Origin of the sequence: Kitasatospora putterlickiae, from assembly GCF_039527695.1 — a bacterium.
GTDB classification, from domain to species: domain Bacteria; phylum Actinomycetota; class Actinomycetes; order Streptomycetales; family Streptomycetaceae; genus Kitasatospora; species Kitasatospora putterlickiae.
Genome location: NZ_BAAAKJ010000122.1, coordinates 84,588 through 100,052, shown reverse-complemented (window position 1 = coordinate 100,052; position 15,465 = coordinate 84,588). Strand labels below are relative to the sequence as shown.

At 72.8% G+C, this 15,465-nt stretch carries 12 protein-coding genes; 8 read left to right on the top strand and 4 right to left on the bottom strand.

The features are described from left to right. Positions 1-179 precede the first annotated feature (179 nt). Positions 180-4,007: a ricin-type beta-trefoil lectin domain protein gene (locus ABD308_RS13050; RefSeq protein WP_344332905.1), complete on the top strand. Its 3,828-nt coding sequence runs from the start codon at positions 180-182 to the stop codon at positions 4,005-4,007. Between the two features lie 158 nt (positions 4,008-4,165). Here the strand turns inward: ABD308_RS13050 and wecB are convergent, their stop codons facing one another. Beyond that, positions 4,166-5,362, bottom strand: a complete 1,197-nt coding sequence (gene wecB, locus ABD308_RS13045) for a non-hydrolyzing UDP-N-acetylglucosamine 2-epimerase (RefSeq protein WP_344332903.1) — start codon at positions 5,360-5,362, stop codon at positions 4,166-4,168. Positions 5,363-5,718: 356 nt separating this feature from the next. On the opposite strand from wecB, the gene ABD308_RS13040 reads away from it, so the two are divergent. The 4 genes from ABD308_RS13040 to ABD308_RS13025 all read left to right on the top strand — a co-directional run bounded on the left by ABD308_RS13040 (position 5,719) and on the right by ABD308_RS13025 (position 8,954). Then, entirely contained in the window at positions 5,719-5,916 is a 198-nt protein-coding gene (locus ABD308_RS13040; protein WP_344332902.1) for a hypothetical protein, read from the top strand. 84 nt (positions 5,917-6,000) lie between these two features. Beyond that, on the top strand, positions 6,001-6,606 hold the full coding sequence (locus tag ABD308_RS13035) for an archaeosortase/exosortase family protein (RefSeq protein WP_344332901.1): 606 nt from the start codon (positions 6,001-6,003) through the stop codon (positions 6,604-6,606). Further along, positions 6,603-8,039, top strand: a complete 1,437-nt coding sequence (locus ABD308_RS13030; RefSeq protein ID WP_344332899.1) for an XrtP-associated glycosyltransferase — start codon at positions 6,603-6,605, stop codon at positions 8,037-8,039. The genes ABD308_RS13035 and ABD308_RS13030 overlap by 4 nt, the downstream gene beginning before the upstream one ends. A gap of 144 nt (positions 8,040-8,183) precedes the next feature. Further along, a complete protein-coding gene (locus tag ABD308_RS13025; RefSeq protein ID WP_344332898.1) occupies positions 8,184-8,954 on the top strand; it encodes a choice-of-anchor P family protein in 771 nt (256 codons plus the stop codon). Positions 8,955-9,235: 281 nt separating this feature from the next. Here ABD308_RS13025 and ABD308_RS13020 read toward each other — a convergent pair whose 3' ends face one another. After that, positions 9,236-10,240: a LysR family transcriptional regulator gene (locus ABD308_RS13020; RefSeq protein ID WP_344332896.1), complete on the bottom strand. Its 1,005-nt coding sequence runs from the start codon at positions 10,238-10,240 to the stop codon at positions 9,236-9,238. A gap of 115 nt (positions 10,241-10,355) precedes the next feature. On the opposite strand from ABD308_RS13020, the gene ABD308_RS13015 reads away from it, so the two are divergent. The 3 genes from ABD308_RS13015 to ABD308_RS13005 all read left to right on the top strand — a co-directional run bounded on the left by ABD308_RS13015 (position 10,356) and on the right by ABD308_RS13005 (position 13,417). Further along, positions 10,356-11,516, top strand: coding sequence for an iron-containing alcohol dehydrogenase (locus ABD308_RS13015; RefSeq protein WP_344332894.1), 1,161 nt, complete (start codon positions 10,356-10,358; stop codon positions 11,514-11,516). A 101-nt stretch (positions 11,517-11,617) separates the two neighbouring features. Further along, a complete protein-coding gene (locus ABD308_RS13010) occupies positions 11,618-12,196 on the top strand; it encodes a TetR/AcrR family transcriptional regulator (protein ID WP_344332893.1) in 579 nt (192 codons plus the stop codon). Positions 12,197-12,379: 183 nt separating this feature from the next. After that, the gene (locus ABD308_RS13005; protein ID WP_344332892.1) at positions 12,380-13,417 is read left to right on the top strand and encodes an agmatine deiminase family protein; all 1,038 of its coding nucleotides are present in this window, start codon (positions 12,380-12,382) and stop codon (positions 13,415-13,417) included. 10 nt (positions 13,418-13,427) lie between these two features. On the opposite strand, the gene ABD308_RS13000 is transcribed toward ABD308_RS13005, so the two are convergent. Both ABD308_RS13000 and ABD308_RS12995 read right to left on the bottom strand, forming a co-directional pair. After that, the gene (locus tag ABD308_RS13000; RefSeq protein WP_344332891.1) at positions 13,428-14,573 is read right to left on the bottom strand and encodes an agmatine deiminase family protein; all 1,146 of its coding nucleotides are present in this window, start codon (positions 14,571-14,573) and stop codon (positions 13,428-13,430) included. Between the two features lie 125 nt (positions 14,574-14,698). Further along, entirely contained in the window at positions 14,699-15,388 is a 690-nt protein-coding gene (locus ABD308_RS12995; RefSeq protein ID WP_344332889.1) for a hypothetical protein, read from the bottom strand. Positions 15,389-15,465: the final 77 nt, after the last annotated feature.

Here is a 15,465-nt window from a genome sequence, read left to right as displayed (position 1 = left end):
CCGCCACCACGAAACGGACGAATCAGAATTGGTTTACACCTTTGTTACCGAGGCTCGTGTGGCCAATGGGACATGTGCGAACAAAGTGCCGCATGGGATTGACCAACCCCCTGACCAGCAAGCATCGTTCGTTGGCGCACACGCCGCCCCCGAGGGGCGGGCCTCACCGGAGGGGATCAATGCAGTCCATCAGAAGCACCCAGTCACCGCCGAACCGGACACCTCGCACCGGCCCCCGCAGGTCGCCGAACCGGGCGCTCGCCGCGCTCGGCACCAGCCTCGCGCTGGGCCTCGGGCTGCTCGGGGGGACGGGCAACGCCCCCACGGCGGTGGCCGCCCCCGGCCCCACCGGCGGAACCCAGGCCCCGCTCACGCCGACCGGCGCCGCGCCGCAGCGCGCCCCCGAGCAGCAGGCCATGCTCGACGCGATCGGCACCGCGAAGTCGACCGGCAAGCCGGTGGTCGTCGAGTCGATGACCACCGAGTCCTCCCGGACCGTTGCCAACCCGGACGGCACCCTCACCACCACCGACAACAGCGCGCCCGTCCGCACCAAGCGGTCCGGGAACTGGACCGACCTCGACGCGACGCTGCGTGCCAACCCCGACGGCACCCTCGCCCCCGCCGTCTCCGCCACCCCGGTCACCTTCTCCGGCGGTGGCAGCGGCCCCATGGCGACGCTCGCCACCGAGGACGGCGGGAAGATCTCCTTCGACGCCCCGTTCGCCCTCCCGAAGCCGACCCTCAACGGCGCCACCGCCACCTACCCCGAGGTACTGCCGGGCGTCGACCTCCAGCTCACCGCCCTCCCGGACGGCGGCTGGCGCGACGTCATCGTCGTCCGCACCGCTGCGGCGGCCGCCAACCCCGCCCTCAAGACCCTGCGCTTCCCGCTCAAGGCCGAGGGCCTGAACGTCTCCACCACCGACGCCGGTGAGGTGGAGGTCAAGGACGACCACGGCACCGTCCGATTCCACTCCTCCCGCGCCCTGCAGTGGGACTCCTCCCGCCCCGCGCCGGCCTCGGCCTCCGCCAAGTCGTCCGCGACAGGCCGGTCGGCCGCCGCCCGCAACGACCCCGACGCGCCCCCGCCGCCGCCCGCCTCCACCGCCGAGGGCCCCGGCGACGGCGCCAACGTCGCCGCGATCGCCACCACCGTCGTCAACGGCACCCTGGAGCTGACGCCCGACCAGTCCGCCCTGGGCTCGGGCACCGGCCCCTGGTACCTCGACCCGACCTTCACCGCGGCCGCCAGTTACTCCGAGGGCTCGGTCCAGGTCCAGGAGGCCTACAAGACCGTCAGGAACTACGACAAGAAGACCAACCTCGCCACCGGCTACTGCGGCTATCACAGCAATGACCCGCAGCTGAACTGCGCGGTCGAGGGCCGGGAACGCGCCTACTTCAAGATCCGGATCAACCCGGTCCTCTCCACCACGCCCAACGGCGCCCAGTTCCCGCCCACCATCTACACCGCCGTCCTCAACGGCCAGGTCAGCGAGGCCTCCAGCCCCGGCACCCCGACCGAGCTCGGCGTCTACTCGGCGCCGTGGGGCCGGACCATCAACGGCGAGACCGACTGGAACAACCAGCCGTGCGGCACCAACGGCAACCTGGTCATGGAGGGCTGCGACTACGTCGGAACCCAGAACATCACCGGGTCCGGACCGCTGGCCGTCGACGTCGCCGCGTGGGTGCGCTGGTACGCCACGGAGAAGCGGGACTACTGGACCATCGGCATCGCCCCGAAGGCGACCGAGTGGGAGAAGCTCTACCGGCACAAGATCGCCAGCAACCCGAGCATCGCCACCACCTACGACATCACCCCCACCGTCTGGTACCCGCGCACCAGCCCCGCCCCGGGCTTCGCCGACAGCCGCACCACGGCCGAGTGCACCAGCGGCGGCGCGAACGCGTGGGACAACCCGGGCTGGGTCGGCGGCAACCAGAACATCAACCTGACCGTCAACAGCTGGTCCCCCACCGGGCAGAGCCTCTACACCGGCTTCCACCTGTGGGACGACAACGACCCCAACTTCAGTATCATGAACGGCGGTTGGGCCGGAAGCTACAACGACCCCGGTTACACCCTGCCGGTCGGCTCGCTGGCCGACGGCCACCAGTACGGCTGGCTCGCCCGGGCCACCGACGAGGCCCTCACCTCCCCGAACAGCGCCTGGTGCTACTTCCGCGTCGACCGCACCAACCCCCGCCTCAGCATCAGCTCGACGGACTTCCCGCCGTCCGGCACGCCCAATGACAACCCGACCCGGTTCGCCAACGACCCCGCGCACCCGGGCACCTTCGTCATCAACGCCGAGGACCCGGCGCCCGGCTCCGGCCTGCGCGCCTCCGGTATCGCCTGCGTGCGCTTCAGCACCGACCCGACCCCGGTCGTCGGCTGGCAGTGCGGCCAGTCCGGCACCTACGGCCCGGGCGCGTCGGTCACCTTCGCCCCCACACGGTGGGGCACCAACTCGGTCTACGCCTGGGCGATGGACATCGCGGGCAACTACAGCCAGCGCGCCGACTACAACTTCTACGCCCCCTGGAAGCCCGGCACCGCCCCGATCTTCGGCGACACCGACGGCGACCAGGTCCCCGACATCGTCACCCCCGACTCCGCCGGCAACCTGCGTACCCTGAGCGGAAACGCCGACCCGTCGCGCGCGATCACCGCCACCGGCGCCAGCGCGCCGCGCAACGACGTCAACGACACCACCACCAGCTGGGCCGACTACCAGGTCACCCACCGCGGCACGCTCAACGAGGCCGGCGACCTGGACCAGCTGATCGTCCACAACACCCGTGACGCCAACCTCAAGAAGAACCTCTACCTGATCGACAACGACGGCACCGGCCGGTACGACCAGTACGCCAAGATCCCGCTGACCCGGCAGAAGGCCACCGCCTGCGCAGCCGTCCCGGCCTCCGGCCTGGCCTGCCCGGCCGACCGTCCGTACGCCGCCGACTGGTCCCAGGTCAGCCAGGTGGTCGCCCTCGGCACCCCGGACGGCGAGCTGACCCAGAAGTTCCCGGCCACCACGGCCGAACCGGAGCGGACGAAGATCATCAGCCAGACCTCGGCGCTCACCGTCGAGGGCGGCCGGCTCTGGCTGCACGACGTCAGCGAACTGAAGTGGAACGACGTCAACTCCCCGGCCCTGCTCATCCCCACCGCCCCCAACAGCGGTAGCTGGGACGACTACGACCTCATCAACCCCGGCCCGGCGAACGGCGTCACCACGACGCCCGGCCACACCGACGCCTGGCAGGCCACCCTCTGGGCCCGCCACCGCACCACCGGCGACGTCTTCGCCTACCCGATCACCCGCAGCGCGGACGGCACGTCCGACTTCAGCGCGCTGACCAAGCCCAACGGCGGCAGGGCGATCCTCCTCGGCGTCGGCCTCAACGCCAACAGCCACCCCAAGATCGGTGCCGCCGACTTCACCGGTGACGGCTACGCCGACCTCTGGGTCATCGACAACACCGCCGCCATCGCCATCTTCCCGGGCTACGGCACCGGCACCCCGGGCAAGGTCGACGGCTTCTCCCCCTACTCCCTCATGGGCTACGCCAACACCAGCGTCTCCCTCCACTCCAACCAGGTCTCCTGGCAGTGCGTCGACGCCGAGGGCGGCCCGCGCGACGGCGCCCCGATCGCCGCCTGGTCCTGCTGGGACACCCCGAGCCAGCGCTTCACCTTCGGCATCGACGGCACGATCCGCGCCGCCGGCTACTGCCTGACCGCGCAGGACCCGTCGCTCGGCAACGGCACCAAGGTCGTCCTCTCCGTCTGCGCCAACCAGCCGAGCCAGAAGTGGGCGACGACCACCGACGGCCGGATCTACCTCCCCGCCACGACCAGCGCCGCCGCCCCCACCGGGCGCTGCCTGGAACGTCCGGGCTGGGCCGCCGACCAGGGCACCCGCCTCGGCATCTGGGACTGCCCCAGCCTCCAGGCCAACCAGCAGTGGACCCTGAACCTGGAGTCCAAGATCTGACCCTCTGACACCTTCTCTTCGGCCCGCCCGACCACGCCTTCCCCGCCGCCCTNNNNCCCTTCCACGTTGCACGGCCCTCCGCGGCGGCCCCACCGGACACGTCGAGCCGCCGGCGATCGCGTCGACCAAACCCTGCCCGGCCTGCTCCTGACGCACAGTCAACTCCGCGCCGGTTGCGTCCGCTCGCGAAGACCGCGGGGGGCGGCGGCGTGCCCGGGCGCCGGCAGTTGGGGACCGGGCGTGATGGCGGACGCGTGCCCGGCGGCGAGGTAGCGCTCCCGGACGGCGGCGACGATGCCGTCGCTGGCGCCGCCGTCGCCGTACGGGGAGGGGATGCGGGCGAGCCGTTCGGCGATACCGGTGTCCGCCAGCATCTCCCTCAGGGCCAGCGCGAGTTGGTGACCGGGCCGGGCCAGCCGCGCGAAGCCGGCCCGGACGGCTTCGGGACGTTCGGTGGAGTTGCGGACCACGATCAGGGGGCGCTTGAGGACGGTGCACTCCTCCTGCACGCCGCCGGAGTCGGAGACCAGCAGGCGGCAGTGCCGGGCCAGCGCCAGGAAGGTGGCGTGGTCCAGCGGGGGGATCCGGTGCAGCCGGGCGACCGAGCGGCGCAGGCCGTACCGCTCGACGGCGGCCCGGGTGCGCGGGTGCAGGGGCATCAGGACGGGCGGGTCGATGGCGGCGAGCTGGTCGAGGAGCTGGGCCAGCCGGGCGGGGTCGTCGGTGTTCTCGGGGCGGTGGACGGTGGCGAGCACGTAGGCCTCCCTGGTCACCTGGTACCGGGCGAGCAGTCCATGGGCGTCGGCCTCCGCGGGGAGGGTCTCCAGCGTCGCCTCGACCACGGTGTTCCCGGTGATGAGGACCCGTTCGGGCTCGACGCCCTCGCGCAGCAGGTGGGCGGCGGCCGTGGCGGTCGGGGCGCAGTGCAGGTCGGCGACGGGGGCGATGAGGCGCCGGTTGGTCTCCTCGGGCATGGCGTTGTCGAAGGACCGCAGGCCCGCTTCCACGTGGACCACCGGGACCCCGGCGCAGTGCGCGGCGAGGGCTCCGGCGGCGGCGGTGTTGGTGTCCCCCTGGACGACGACGGCGGCCGGGGGGCGCTTGGTGAAGTGGTCGCTGAGGGTGGCGACCATGCGGCCGATCTGCTGCCCGCGGGCCTCGCCGCCGACCCCGTGGAGGAGGTGGTGGGGACGGGGCAGGCCGTACTGCTCGAAGAAGCAGGTGGTGAGGTCGGCGTCCCAGTGCTGGCCGGTCCACACGATCCTCGCCTGCGGCCCGAGCCGGCGGGCGACGCCGGCGAGCTTGACGATTTCCGGCCGGGTTCCGAAGACCAGGGCGATCTCGGCGGAAGGCATAGTTCTCCGAAGGTGAGGCGGGCCAAGGGGGGGTGATGAAGTATCGACACGGCGCGGCCGCCGAATGCCGCGATTCCCCCCGGAATTCGGCAACCTCCCCCGGTCGGCCCAACGTCCGATCGGACCGGGAACCGGTCACGCGGTTCGCGGTCCGGGTTCGGCCGCAATCGCGCGGAATTCCGCCGAACCGACGAACCGACGCCGTGAAAGCCTCGGCGGGATGCGGCGTGCGGGTGGATTCGCCGCCGGGCGGCGCGTGGCGTCACCCTTCCGGGGGTGGCGGGCCAGCACCATCGGGAGTCCCGGCCGACACCGCCGAGCGGCGTCGGCCACCTGGTGGAGATGGAGGAGTCCTCGTGTACGGACACATTCACGGCGGGATCCCGCCGGCGGCCGGAGTCGGTGGAGCCCTGGCGGCGACCGGAACGCCCGGCCTCGGTGTCGCGGCGGCCGTCGCGGTGGTGATGGTGATCACCGGTGTCGCGCTGATCCGTCGCGGCCGGCTGGCCGCTGACGCCCGGGAGCAGGTCCGCCCGCCGCACGGCCAAGGGTGAACCGTTCCACGAGCGCGGGCCGCCGAAGAGAATCGTTTCTGCACGGCGGCCCCGCTTCCCGCCCCTCGTCCCGGGAGTGCCGCTGTGACCACTGAGACCTCTTCGCTGGCCGGGCCGTCGTCGTGGACGACCCACCGACACGGGCCCGCGGCGGGCCGCACCACCGCGCTCGGCCGGGTCTTCGGGCCCGTGCTGCTCGGCACCAGCGGCCTGCTCGTCGCCGGCGAGCACTTCTACCGCCACCAGGAGCTCACCGCGGCGGCCTGGCTGGTCGAGCACCTGCTGGGCCTTCGCACGATGCTGCTGGCCGGGCCGAACGCCCCGGTCCTCTACGCGGGCACGGAGGCGGGCCTGCACCGCGGAATCGCGCTGACCGCCGGCTGCAGCAGCGCCATGCTGATGGCCCCGTTCGCGCTGCTGACCGGCCTGCTGCTGCTCTTCAGCACCCGCCGCCCGGTGCGGCTGCTGCGGGCGTTCGCTGTGGCCGCCGCGATACTGGTGGCCACCAACCTCGGCCGCCTCACCCTGATCGTCGCCATGCAGCACCACCTCGGCGAGGCGGGCTTCAGCTGGGCGCACGTCCTGCTCGGCTCGGTCCTGATGATGGCCGCCGCACTCGCCGCGTTCCTGCTCTACCTCCGCATCGTCGCCCGCAAGCCCGCCCATGACGGCGAGGAGCCCGAGCAGTGACCCTCCTTGACACCTCGATCTCGCTCTCCTTCGTCCTGGGCGTCAGCTTCCTGGCCTACGTCGCGGTCATCGTGCGCAACTACCTGCGCGCCCGGCCCCGCCCGGCCGGCGACCCGACCGGCTTCGACTGGCACTTCTTCATCCCCTGCCGGGACGAGGAGGCCGTCATCGGCGCCACCCTGGACCACCTCGACCGGTACTTCCCCCAGGCCACCGTGTGGGTGGTCGACGACCACTCCACCGACGGCACCGCCGAACTGGTCCGGGCCCGGGAGCGGGCCGGCTGGCCGGTCAACCTGGTCTCCCGGCGCCTGCCCGAGGCGCGCACCGGCAAGGGCGACGCACTCAACGCCGCCTACCAGGCCATGAACGCCGACCCGTGGTCCGGGACCGACCCCGAGCGGGTGATCGTCTGCGTCCTGGACGCCGACGGCCGCCCCTCCCCGAACATGTTCGAGGTCTGCGCCGGTGACGCCTACTTCGGCGATCCGCGGATCGGCGCCGTCCAGGTCGAGGTCCGGATGTCCAACCGCGACGTCACCACCCCCCTGCCCGCGCGCGGGCGGATCGCCAACCGCTGCGCCCGGCTGCTGGCCCGCCTCCAGGACCTGGAGTTCCGCGGGCCGATCTCGGCCATGCAGATCACCCGGCGCCGCACCGGCACCGTCAACGTCGGCGGCAACGGCCAGCTCACCCGGCTGGCGGCCCTGGACTCCATCGGTCTGGACGACGGGCGGCCGTGGGGCCGGGCCCTGCTGGAGGACTTCGAGCTGGGCCTGCGGCTGATGCTCGCCGGCTGGCGCAACGGCTACACCACCGACGCCTGGGTCGACCAGGAGGCGCTGTGGAACCTGCGGCAGCTGCTCACCCAGCGGGTGCGCTGGGCGCAGGGCTCCATGCAGTGCGCCCGCTACATGCGCTCGATCTGGGGCTCCCGCGAGTTCACCACCCTCGGGTTCCTGGAGGTCCTGTACTTCATGGCCCAACCCTGGCTGCAGCTCGTCGGCCTGGTCGCCTACCTGGTGCCGATCCTCGCGTTCTCCTACAACGCCGCCACCTACCCGCGGTTCACGCTCGACTTCCTCCAGCACGGCGGCGCCCCGCTGCTGCTGATCTACCTGCTGATCGGGGTCGGCGAGTTCGCGCTGTGGGGACCGCTGTACCGCAGGCGGTGCGAGCCGGGCATCCCCCTGCGGGCCGCCCTCGGCTACGGCCTCGCCCTGGCCCTCTACGCCGCCGCCACCTATGTCGTGGCGGTCCGGGCGTTCTGGCGCATCCTGCGGCGCAAGGACTCCTGGCACAAGACCGCCCGCACCGCGCCGCCGCCCCACGTCGATCCCATCGACCTCATCGATCTCGGCGACCCCCTCGGCCCCGTCGACCTCGCCCACCTCGCCGACCGGTCCGCTGCGGCCGGCCGGGGCTCCTACTGACGTTCCGTCGGCTCACCGCCGATAGACCGCGCGAGGGAATTCCAGGAAACGCCCTCTTGGTGCGTAGGAAAATCACACATATATGACGTCGGGTGCGCAATCTGGTAGTGCCCCTCCGCCCCCCTCCGTACGAAAGGGCCCCCTGTGAGAACACGCACGCGCACCCGATTCCTGGCCGGGACCGCGCTGGCCGCGGGCATCCTGACCTCGGTGGCCGGCCCGGCGTTCGCCGCGCTCACCTCCCCCGAGGCCAATGCCTACGTCGTCTCCGCCGATGCCTTCGGCAGTCTGGCCGCCGTACCGCCGACCCCCAACTCCACGTATCCGCCCGGTGGCACCGCCACGCTGATCGGCCTCTCCGCCGGGCCGTTCGCCACCGACTCCACGCTGACCGCGACCACCGCGGGCGACCCGACCGCCGGAACCTCCTCCGCGAGCGCGACCGTCGACAGCATCGGCGTCAACTTCGGCCCGGTCGGCAGCGCGACCCTGACCGGCGTCAACGCCACCTGCACCGCCACCCCCAGCGGCGCCACCGGGTCCGGCACCATCGCCGGCGGCACCGTCACCCTGCCGTTCCCGCTGCCCCCGGTCAACCTGCAGGCCAACGCCCCCGTGAACACCACGGTCAGCATCCCCGGCATCGGCCAGGCGGTCCTCAACGAGCAGAGCACCGACGCCGACGGGGTCCTGACCGTCAACGCCGTGCACTTCATCCTGCTGCCGGAACTCAACGGGGCCGATCTGATCATCGGTCACGCCCAGTGCGGAGGCGCGGTGCCCGCCACCCCCGTTCCCATGATCAACGCGCAGGTCGCCTCCGCGACCGGCGCCGCGGCGCTGGCGGCCGGTCTCGGCTTCGTCTACCTGCGCCGCCGCGACAGCGGAAACGCGGCCACCCCGGCCGCCGGCTGACCGGTCCCCGGGGGGTGCTCCGACCCTTCGCAGGAGAGTCGGGACACCCCCGGACCCGCCGCTCGGCCTTTCCGATATCCCTTTCCCGCCGGAACCAGGTTCCGCATACGGTTCCGCATGCGGTTCTGAATTCCGCGCCGCATGGGGATCCGCATTCGGACCTGCATTCTTTGGCGCATTCAGTGCCGCCGCCGCAGCCGAATCACGGCCGGAATCGAGTCGCGGCCCGCCGGACGAACGCCGTGCGGCGCAATTCGAGGCTCCCGCGCCCCGGGGCGGCGTCAGGTCGAGTGCTCCGCGGCCCGAGCGGGTAGCGTCCCGCGCGACGAGGGAACGTCACGCGGGCTACGGTCCACCGGGTTCGGGCCCGCCGGGAGCAGTTCGGCGGCGCGGTCGGCGACCTCCTGGTGCAGGGCGTCGCGCACCGCCCGGACGGCGGGCCGGGTCGCCGCCTCCCGCCGCACGGCCAGCGTGATCGGCAGCCGGATGTCGACCTCCTCGGCCAACAGCCGCCGCAGCCCGGCCCGTTCGGCGAGGAAGGCGGGCAGCACCCCGACGCCGGCCCCCAGCCTGGTCGCCTCGACCTGGGCGAAGACGTTCGTGGAGGAGAACGCGGGTGTGACGCCCGGCAGATGGCGCTCGATGTCGAGATCGCCGACCTGGAGCATCGACTCGATGTAGAAGACCAGCGGATGCTCCCGCAACTCGCCGACCGTGCCCGGGGCCCCGCGGCGCGCGAGGTACTCCTCATCCGCGTACAGCCCGAGGGCGTAGTCGGTGAGGTGCTCGGTGACCAGCCGGCTCCGCGGCGGTCTGCCGATGGTCAGGGCGAGGTCGAACCCGGCCGGTCGCAGCGGCAACTGCCGGGTCGCCGTGATGAGTTCGGCCCGCAGCCGGGGATGGCGCCGGCGCACCCGGGTGAGCGCCGGGGTGGCGAACAGGGTGCCGAAGCCGTCCGGTGCGCTCACCCGGACGGTGCCGTGCAGGGAGGGCGCGTCCTGACCGGACACCGCGTCGACGGCGCGGGCGAGGGCGTCCTCGATCGCGTGGGCGCTCTCGCAGACGGCCTTCCCGGCGTCCGTCAGGGCCCAGCCCTCCGTGCCGCGCTCCATCAACCGCACGCCGAGGCCCTTCTCCAGTGCGGCGACGCGGCGGGACACGGTGGTGTGGTCGACGCCGAGCGCGTCGGCGGCGGTCACCAGCCGCCCCGTCCGGGCGACCGCGAGGAGATAGCGGAGGTCGTCCGCGCGGAGCCGGTCGCCGACCGGGCGGGAACGGGAGCTCACCGGAGCAGCGTATCTGCATTTCCGCACACCCGGTCTGCACGATTGGCGGTTGAACGCACACCCGCGCCGACGTCAGAGTCGGAGCCCACGTCCTCCCACCACCGAGGGGTTCCCCATGGTTGCCGACCTCGCCCTGCCGCGGATCATGCGCGTCGGCTGCGGCGCCGCCGCCGAACTGGGCGACGTCGTCAAGGAGCTGGGGCTCAGCCGCCCCCTCGTCGTCACGGACGCGTTCCTGGTCGGGAACGGCGCTGCGCGGCGGCTGACGGAGACGCTGACCGCGTCCGGGCTGCGTCCGCGGCTGTTCGCGGACACCGTGCCCGACCCGACCACCGACTCGCTCGCCGCGGGCCTCAAGGCGCTGCACGAGCACGAGGCGGACTCGGTCATCGGGTTCGGCGGCGGCAGCCCGATGGACAGCGCCAAGGCCCTGGCCCTGCTGGGCGTGCAGGGCGGCCGGATGCGCGACTACAAGGCCCCGCGGGTCAACCACGGGCCGGCGCTGCCGGTGATCGCGGTACCCACCACGGCCGGCAGCGGCTCGGAGGCGACGCGGTTCACCGTCATCACCGACAGCGAGACGGACGAGAAGATGCTCTGCCCCGGCCCGGCGTTCCTGCCGATCGCGGCCGTGGTCGACGTGGAGCTGACCATGTCGATGCCGCCCCGGCTCACCGCCGACACCGGCATCGACGCGCTCACCCACGCCGTCGAGGCCTATGTGAGCCGCAAGGCCAACCCCTTCTCCGACGGCCTCGCCCTCACCGCGATCGCCACCATCGGCCGGTACCTGCGGCGCGCGTACGCGAACGGCGCGGACACCGAGGCGCGCGAGGCCATGATGCTCGCCGCGACCCAGGCCGGCATCGCCTTCTCCAACTCCAGCGTCGCCCTCGTCCACGGCATGAGCCGCCCGATCGGCGCCCACTTCCACGTCGCCCACGGCCTGTCGAACGCGATGCTCTTCCCCACCGTGACCGCCTTCTCCGTCCACGCCGCCCCCGCCCGCTACGCCGACTGCGCCCGGGCCCTCGGCGCCGCGACGGCCACCGACCCCGACGCCACCGCCGCCGACAAGCTGGTGGACGCCCTCCGCACCCTCTGCCTGGACCTCCACGTGCCCACCCCCCGCGCCTACGGCATCCCCCGCGACGCCTGGACCCGCCTCACCCCCCTCATGGCCACCCAGGCCCTCGCCTCCGGCTCGCCCGCCAACAACCCCGCCGTCCCCACCGCTCCCGAGATCGAGGAGCTGTACACCCGGATCTACGCCTGAGCCTCCGCGCGCCGGCCGGGGCCAGCCGAGGCCGCCAGCGCCTGACAGGACTTTCAGCCCACGGGCGCGTCCCCGGCCAGGCCCCGGTAAGGTTGCGGATCATGGCCAGTCGTAAAACGTCGATCCTGGAAGCAGCGGCGCGGGTGATCGCGCGCCGCGGGGTGCGCGGGCTGCGGGTGGAGGAGCTCGCCGCCGAGGCCGGGGTGTCCACCGCGCTGATCTACTACCACTTCAAGGACCGTACGGGGATCCTCAAGCAGACGCTGGAGTTCATCAGCGACCGGGCGGAGCGGTACACCACCGAGCGCGCCGCGGACGCTCCGCCGCTGCCGGCCCGCGAGGAGCTGGAGCGGACGCTGCTGCTGGAGCTGCAGGACACCGCCGAGGTGCGGGAGAACAGCACCGCCTGGGGTGAACTGCGGGCGAGCGCGGTGTTCGACGAGACGCTGCGCGAGGACCTGGCGCGGGCGACCCGGATCTGGGTGCAGGAGGTCGCCGACCTGCTCGGCACGGTGCGGCCGATGTCCCCGGCGGTCGCGCTGGCGGGTGCGGCGGAGCGGCTGACCGCGCTGCTGGAGGGCCTGAGCACCCGCTGGCTGAGCGGCAGCCTGCCGCTGGCGCACGCCCGGACGCTGATGACCGACGCGATCGACGCCGAGGTGGCCCGGCTCGGGTCCTGACCCGGGGACCGCGCCACCGGCCCCGCTGCGCCGCACACACCACTGCTCCGCGTCCACCACTGCTCCGCGGCGCGTCACGTTGGGCCCGTCGGTTTGACTGATTTTTCAGTCAGTGCGACGCTGGAACGGCCGGACGGGTCCCCTCGCCCCGCCCGGGCACCGCCGCACGGTCTGGAGACCCCCATGAGCCACCACCGCGACCACCGGACCGCCGAACCCTTCCCCCGGGTGCCGGCGGACGATGTCCCGCACGCGCGGACCTGGATGTCCTGGCCCTCCCGTCGCGGCGTATGGGGGCTGCGGCTGGGCGGGGTCCAGCGGGACATCGCGCTGATCGCCCGGACGATCGCCGAGTTCGAGCCGGTGGTGATGTGCGCCCCCGACGACTGGACGGCGGGCAAGGCCCGCACGCAGTGCGGCTCCGGCGTCGAGGTGACCACCGCGATCCCTACCGACGACCTGTGGATGCGCGACATCGCCCCGGTGTTCCGCCGGGACGGCTACGGCGGCCTGGACGCCGTGGTCCTCAACTTCAACGGCTGGGGCGGGAAGCAGGTGCACCGCGACGACGCCCGGGTCGCCGAGCGGATCGCCGCCCACCGGGGGCTGCGCCACACCTACGCGGACTTCGTCGGCGAGGGCGGCGCGATCGAGACCGACGGCGACGGCACCGTGATGGCGACCGAGAGCAGCCTGGTCAACAAGAACCGCAACCGCGGCATGAGCCGGGACGAGATCGAGGAGGCCGTCCTGGACGCCTACGGCGCGGACACCATGATCTGGCTGCCGGGCATCAAGGGCCAGGACATCACCGACGACCACGTCGACGTCACCTCCCGCTTCGTGCGCCCCGGCGTGGTGATGGTCCAGCTGCCGCCGGCCGATCGCGACGACGCCTGGGCCCGGGACGCCCGGGAGCAGTTCGCGATCCTCTCCGAGGCCACCGACGCCCGGGGCCGCCGGCTGCGGGTCGTCCCCGTGCACGGCCCCGACACCGTCCGCTCCCGCAGCTCGAACTTCGTCGACTCCTACCTCAACTTCCACCTCGTCAACGGCGGCGTCGTCACCACCCGGTTCGGCGACCCCTACAAGGACGCCGCCGCGAAGGAGGCACTCGCCGCGGCCTTCCCCGGCCGCGAGGTGGTGCAGATCGACGTCGACCGCCTGATGGCCGGGGGCGGCGGCATCCACTGCTCCACCATGCACGAGCCGCTGCCGTAGCCGACGCGCCTCAGACGGCGGGCTGCTGCTGGGTGGCGCAGTGGATCCCGCCGCCCCCGGCGGCGATGTGGTTGATGTCGACCTGGGTGACGGTGCGCCCTGGGTGCAGGTCCCCGATGACGCCGGCCGCCCGGTCGTTGGCGGCCCGGTCCCCGAAGCGCGGGACGATCACGCCGCCGTTGCAGACGTAGTAGTTGATGTAGGTGGCGAGGAAGTCCTCGCCCGCGCCCTCGATCAGCTCGAAGTCCGGCTCGGGCAGGTCCACCACCCGCAGCGGGCAGCCCTTGGCGTCCGTCGCGGTCTCCAGCACCTGCCGCGCCTGCGCCGAGGCCGTGGTCCAGACGTCCGGCGGGGTGTCGGCGGCGGGGCGGTGCAGCAGGACGGTGCCGGGCCCGGCGAAGCGGGCGAGGGCGTCGACGTGGCAGTCGGTGATGTCCTGCCCGGCGACGCCCCGGAACCAGATCACCTTCTCGACGCCCAGCAACTCCTTGAAGGCCGCCTCGATCCGCTCGCGGGACACCCCGGGGTTGCGGTTCTCGTTCACCCAGGAGCTCTCGGTGGCCATCAGCGTGCCCTCCCCGTCCACCTCGATGCCGCCGCCCTCGCCGGTGACCGGCGCCTGGACGCGGGGGACGCCGTAGTGGGCGAGGAGGGCACGGGCGACCTGGCCGTCGTTGGCATGGGTCTGCTTGCCGCCCCAGCCGTTGAAGGTGAAGTCGACCCCCGCGAGCCCCTGCGGGCCGGTGACGAAGGTCGGGCCGGTGTCCCGGGCCCACAGGTCGTCGACCATCAGGTCCAGCACCTCCACCGAGGAGCCGCAGGCCTGACGCGCCTGCTCCGCCTGGTCGGGGCGGGCCAGCAGCACCACCGGCTCGAAGCCGGCGACGGCCCGGGCCAGGCCCGCGATGTCCTGCCGGACGCTGGACAGCTGGTCGCCCCACACCTCCTCCAGGGCCGGCCAGACCATGAAGGTGCGGGTGTGCGGGGCGGACTCGGCCGGCATGACCGGCCCGCCGCCCGCCGGCGTGGCGGCACCGGGGCCGGGCGGCTGCTCCTCGCCGCCGCCCTCGGAGGAGCAGCCACCGGCCAGGGCCAGCGCGGCGAGCGCCGCCCCGGACCGGAGGACCGAGCGACGGGAGGGCCGGGGAGGAGCCATGGAGCCTCGTTCCGGTAGAAGGGCCGGGTACGGCTCCGCACGCTACTGACCACCGCCTCAGGACCCGACGCGGCACGCATCCGCCGTTCGGGGGGAATCCCAGTGGGCCTCCGAGGATCCGGGCCTCAGTGGTGCAGGAGATCGAGTCGCTCGGCGACCCGCTTCCACCCCAAGGCGTCCGCTTGGGCGCGGACCCGTAGCTCAGCCGCCAGACGGGGCAGCTCGAAACTCCCTGCCGCCTGGGCCAGCGCGAGATCCTCTCGCTGACGCTGTTGTCCGAGCAGCCGAGGGTCGAGCCCACGCGCGGCCATGGCAGTGATCTGCAGGCAGCGAAGAGCGCCGTCCCACGTTCCCCCCGTGCATGCGGCAACGGCTTCGGACACCGCCGCCATGGCGTCGAGGTGCATCATCACGGCGCCTGCGGGCTCGGCGTCCGCCAGGAACTCGTCGAGGTCCGGGGCTCCGTCTCCGTCTTCGGCCTCGTCGTCTTCGGCCTCGTCGTCTTCGTCGAGCTCATAGGAGTGGAACATCTCGGTCATCGAGAGAGTCAGGTAGTCCCCGGAGTGGTCGGCCAGCCGGCCGGCCAGCTCCCGGATCCGTGCCGATGACGTCCCCTCACCGGCCAGGGCCGCCGCCCAGCATTCTCCGAGCAGATCGCTGACGGCTTCCGCTTCCGATCCGCCGTGGCGGCCGAAGCGCTCATCACCGAGGCAGCCGGAAATCCGCTCGGCTGAAGCGAGGCCCAGCAGGGCCGCCGCCCGAGCGTCGAGGGCTCCAAGTGCTGCCCGCCACTGCTGAAAGTCCCAGTTGTCCATACCCGTCCCCGACTCGACCAGTCTGCGACATCCTGCCAGCAGTGGCTCGCACGGAGGGTCCGGGCCCCGTTCCGTGG

What these genes read in the sequence shown, in the direction of transcription:
- ABD308_RS12995 (WP_344332889.1), bottom strand. Translation starts at nt 15,388, where the DNA reads ATGGACAACTGGGACTTTCAGCAGTGGCGGGCAGCACTTGGAGCCCTC.
- wecB (WP_344332903.1), bottom strand. Translation starts at nt 5,362, where the DNA reads ATGCCTTCCGCCGAGATCGCCCTGGTCTTCGGAACCCGGCCGGAAATC.
- ABD308_RS13000 (WP_344332891.1), bottom strand. Translation starts at nt 14,573, where the DNA reads ATGGCTCCTCCCCGGCCCTCCCGTCGCTCGGTCCTCCGGTCCGGGGCG.
- ABD308_RS13050 (WP_344332905.1), top strand. Translation starts at nt 180, where the DNA reads ATGCAGTCCATCAGAAGCACCCAGTCACCGCCGAACCGGACACCTCGC.
- ABD308_RS13010 (WP_344332893.1), top strand. Translation starts at nt 11,618, where the DNA reads ATGGCCAGTCGTAAAACGTCGATCCTGGAAGCAGCGGCGCGGGTGATC.
- ABD308_RS13005 (WP_344332892.1), top strand. Translation starts at nt 12,380, where the DNA reads ATGAGCCACCACCGCGACCACCGGACCGCCGAACCCTTCCCCCGGGTG.
- ABD308_RS13015 (WP_344332894.1), top strand. Translation starts at nt 10,356, where the DNA reads ATGGTTGCCGACCTCGCCCTGCCGCGGATCATGCGCGTCGGCTGCGGC.